3 protein-coding genes are annotated in these 3,807 nt (G+C 65.4%); all 3 read right to left on the bottom strand.

Annotated features, from left to right (window positions below; all coding sequences use genetic code 11):
- Positions 1-25: 25 nt before the first annotated feature.
- The 3 genes from QZX93_RS13030 to QZX93_RS13020 all read right to left on the bottom strand — a co-directional run bounded on the left by QZX93_RS13030 (position 26) and on the right by QZX93_RS13020 (position 3,660).
- On the bottom strand, positions 26-1,678 hold the full coding sequence (locus QZX93_RS13030) for an FtsK/SpoIIIE domain-containing protein (RefSeq protein WP_295386128.1): 1,653 nt from the start codon (positions 1,676-1,678) through the stop codon (positions 26-28).
- Positions 1,679-1,895: 217 nt separating this feature from the next.
- The gene (locus QZX93_RS13025; protein ID WP_295386130.1) at positions 1,896-3,047 is read right to left on the bottom strand and encodes a DUF1566 domain-containing protein; all 1,152 of its coding nucleotides are present in this window, start codon (positions 3,045-3,047) and stop codon (positions 1,896-1,898) included.
- Between the two features lie 88 nt (positions 3,048-3,135).
- Complete coding sequence (locus QZX93_RS13020) at positions 3,136-3,660, bottom strand: hypothetical protein (protein ID WP_295386132.1); 525 nt, start codon at positions 3,658-3,660, stop codon at positions 3,136-3,138.
- Positions 3,661-3,807: the final 147 nt, after the last annotated feature.

Below are 3,807 nucleotides of genomic sequence, written 5' to 3'. Positions count from 1 at the left end.
TGGATTTGAATATTTGGCAGATCAATTAATAGCTCCATCGCTTGCTTAAGTGACGTGGTGTTAGACTCGATGGCGCCCTCCAGTTCTTCGTAAGATCATGTAATTTAAGTATATCATAACCTACTGGGTTCCCAGAGAGCCCAAACAGCTCCTCCCGCGGCAGGTCGTGGAGGGCGACGATGCGGTTATGCTCGACCTCGCCGAACCTGTTGTTATACACGGCACTGCCGCGCGGCAGGTTGAGCATGGCCTCATTGTCACGGCCCATGAGCGCGCGGCATTCCGGTGAGCCGGACAGGTGCAGGCCGATGCGCAGGTGAAACTGGGCCTTCACGTCCGGCTCTAAATGGCCCTCTTGGTACGACTGGGTGCAGAGGATCAGGTGCAGGCCGTAAGCCGCCCCCTTGCGGGCCACCTCCTTGATGAAGCGGTTGGCGTGGGGGCGGGTCTCACGGTCATCGAATAGTGACTGCGCCTCATCCACGATGAGCAGGCAGCGCGGCAGTGGGACCGCGGCGACCCGGTTGTAGTCCTCGATCTTCGACACCGGCGGGCGGCACTGGAGAAACAAGGCCGTCCGTTCTTTCATCAACCCCGTGAAACGCGCAAACGCCGCGATGGCATAGCCCTTGTCGGCGTTATCGACGTGCAGCGCGTCCAGGTGGGCCAGGCCGGCGAAGAGGGTGAATTCCACCCCCTCGCGGAAGTCGAACAGCCACAGCCGCAGCGCGTCCGGGCCGAAGGCCTCGCAGGCCTCCAGGATCAGGCGGTTGAGCAGCGTACTCTTGCCGCTGCGGCTGGCCCCGGCGATCAGCGCGTGGTAGGCATCGGCCGCCTCCCCCAGGGCGAAGTGCTGGGGGTGCGCGCCAACCCGGCCGATCTCGATCCGCAGAAAGTCGCGCTGGGTCGAGCGCGCCTCGGCCGCCTGCCGGTCGGCCAGTAGCCGCTCGGCCCACTGGCGGCGCAGGGGCTCGTCCAGCCCAAGCACGGGCCGGAAGCGGGAAAGCACCCGCCACACCGGCGCGGCGGCGGCGAAGGGGGCGACCCCGCCGCCGCGCAGGTCGAAGCCGAAGGCCGCGCCGGGCAGGATCTGGAGCAGCCCCTGCACCGACGTGCGCCACAGCTCGCCGATGCCGACGGCGGGCGGCTCGGCGGCCAGCAGCAGTGGAGTCAGCCCCGCCTCCGGGCCGTGCAGCAGCAGGTTGCGCAGGGCGTGGAGCTGGTGCGCCTCCCCCAGCCCGGGGCCGAGGCCCGAGAGGATGAGATAGACGAAGGGCTCCGGCGCGTGGGCCGCGTTGTAGGCGCTAAGGTCCGCGCACTGGGCCGCGGCCAGCAGCGCACAGCGGCGATGGGCCAGTTCGTCCAGCCCGGCGAGTCGCTCGCTGAAGGCCCTGAGGTTGAAGACCTGCTCGCCCAGGGCCGGGGCCTCGGCCAACAGCCGCTTGAGCTGGCCGAAGGCGCGGCTCGGTGCCCCCTCGAACAGCACCAGCCGCGCCCGGCCCGGCGGGTGCTTGAGCAACAGTTGCAGGGCCAGCCCCTCCAACAGGTCGGCGGCCTGGGTGGCCGTGCGCTCGTCATGGATCAGCGCCACCGGCTGGCGCGGGTCGTAGGGCAGCAGGGCCTTGCGGTGGTCGGCGGCGGCCAGGGTGCCGAGGCGCAGTTGCAGGAGGGTGGGCATGGGGATAGACCTGGAAAGGGCGGTTGTCACGCCAAGGCGCCAAGCTCGCTAAGGTTTTTTGTCATGGGTAGGTCGGGTTAGCGAAGCGTAACCCGACGCTACAGGTGCCATGTCGGGTTACGGCGCGCGCCACGCTCGGCGCAAATGGCACGTCCGGAAGGACGCGCCTAACCCGACCTACGGGCTAGTTTTTTGACTCAAATGCATGGAAGCGAATTCATGATCCGCTACGGACCAGACGGACGAAGTATTCAAAGCTGGCCCCGAATTGATTTGATTTTCCCGTACGAAAGCAGATGTGTTCCTTCTCATTGGGATATCCCCAACGGCGGGATGATGACCAAAAATCGCTTGCTGGCGTATTTGGGAAAGCGCATCGCGCAATCGTTGGAACACTGCCTTTTCGCACCAGCGTCTTCAATTCAGCAATGGTTGGTATGCGCCAATCATCCTCGCCGGCAAAAGCGGGCCATAATGTCTGCCTCCCGTGAGGCATAATTTCGTCCAAAGTAAATCTCTTGGGAGAACCAGTACAGGTCACGCCATTCCATTCCATGCCCTCGGCACAGCGCTTCCAGATCAAACCAGTGCGGGGGTCGGTTACCGTCCCGTCACCGTTATCCTGATAGCCTTCCTCCCGCATACCAGCGGCCAGAACCTCTGCCTCTGCCCGCAACTTGCGTTCGGCGCTCTCTCTGGCCTTTCGTTGCATCTCTTCTTCTATTGCTTGGGCCTCCGCCAATTTTCTGGCAGCAGCCTCAAGCTCCTCTTGATTTGCGGCTTGACGTGCGGCCTCTGCGGCTGCCTGCGCGGTTTGCCGTGCAGCCTCTGCGGCTTGACGTGCAACTGCCCGCTCCTCGTCCTCCCTGCGTGCTGCCTCCCTGCTGCGCTCAGTGGCATCTCTCTTCTTTCGTTTCTCTTCCTCGCGTATCTTGTGCTCAGCCTCCGCCTGCTTCTGACGCGCGGCCTCCGCCTGTGCCTGCGCCAAGGCTTCCCGTCCCTCAGCACAGACCTGCTGAAACTTCTGCACCAGTGCCGGAACCGTCCGCGGGGTGACGGTCGCCGCCATCGCGTGAACGAAGGCATCGACCGGCGCAGTGCGCCTCACCGCCTCGGGCAGCAAATCCAGTTCCAGCAGCAAATGGGCGGCCCGCTCCAGCGCGGGCTCGATGCGGTCGGCCAGGGCGTCGTAGTCGATGCCGTCGCCCGGCTGCATCATCCGCTCCAGCTCGCGCTGTAGATTGGGCAGCCGCCCCAGGGTCGGGGCGAACTCCAGGGCCAGGGTGCGCAGGCGGGCCATGCGATGGTCCTGGTCCAGGCGTTGCCGGTCGGCGAGATAGGCGGCGGCGTCTTGGGTTTCGTCTTGCATGGGGGTGTTCCTTGGGGGCCAACGCCAACGCCGCTCAGGTGCCGGGATGGCGGCGGTTGGGCCAGGGCGGTGCCGGCGCGCGTGGCGCTCAGAGCTTCTGTTCCAGGTAACCGATCTCCCGCTGCACCGCGGGGATGTCGTTGGCGCCGATGTGTTCCACCAGCCGTTCGATCAGGGCGCGGGTCTCGCTCACCTGCTGCTCCACCAGGTCGCGGTAGGTCTCGTCCATCAGGCCGCCCTCGGCGTGCAGTGCGTCCACCTTGCGCTGGTAGTTGGCCGAAACCCCTTGCAGGCGTTCCTGAAACTCGCTCAGGTAGTGCCGCAGTGACTGGAGCAACTCGATCTGGTGCGCGAATGAGGTGGCGTTGGACATGGCGGCGGCTCCGGTGGGTCGGGGTGTGCCGGGTGCGGCCGGGGTGACGCGCTGCACGCGCACCTCGTCCTCGAACCCGGCGAGATAGCCCCGGCGATACTCATCGTCGCGGTTCTCCGCGCCGGGCAGGTAGGAACCGAGGTCGAGCAGGCGCCGGGCGGCACGGGCGGCCAGGCGGTTGTCGCCGCCGCGGCCGTCTTCATGGCCGTGCTGGTTGCCGATGGCGAAGTCTTGGCTCATGGACCTTTTTAATAAAATGGGAAATCCCCCGGCTTTGCCGGGGAGACAGCAAAAGTTTGACATTTCCGGGGGTCCATCCAGGAAACTCCGCGTTGTGAGCCGCCAAGCACGCAACACTGGAGAATCCCGATGGACGAACCTGAAAGC

It is taken from the genome of uncultured Thiodictyon sp., from assembly GCF_903946935.1.
Classification (GTDB): domain Bacteria; phylum Pseudomonadota; class Gammaproteobacteria; order Chromatiales; family Chromatiaceae; genus Thiodictyon.
Note: the sequence above shows the minus strand (reverse complement) of the source record. Positions and strands in the feature narration are given on the sequence as shown.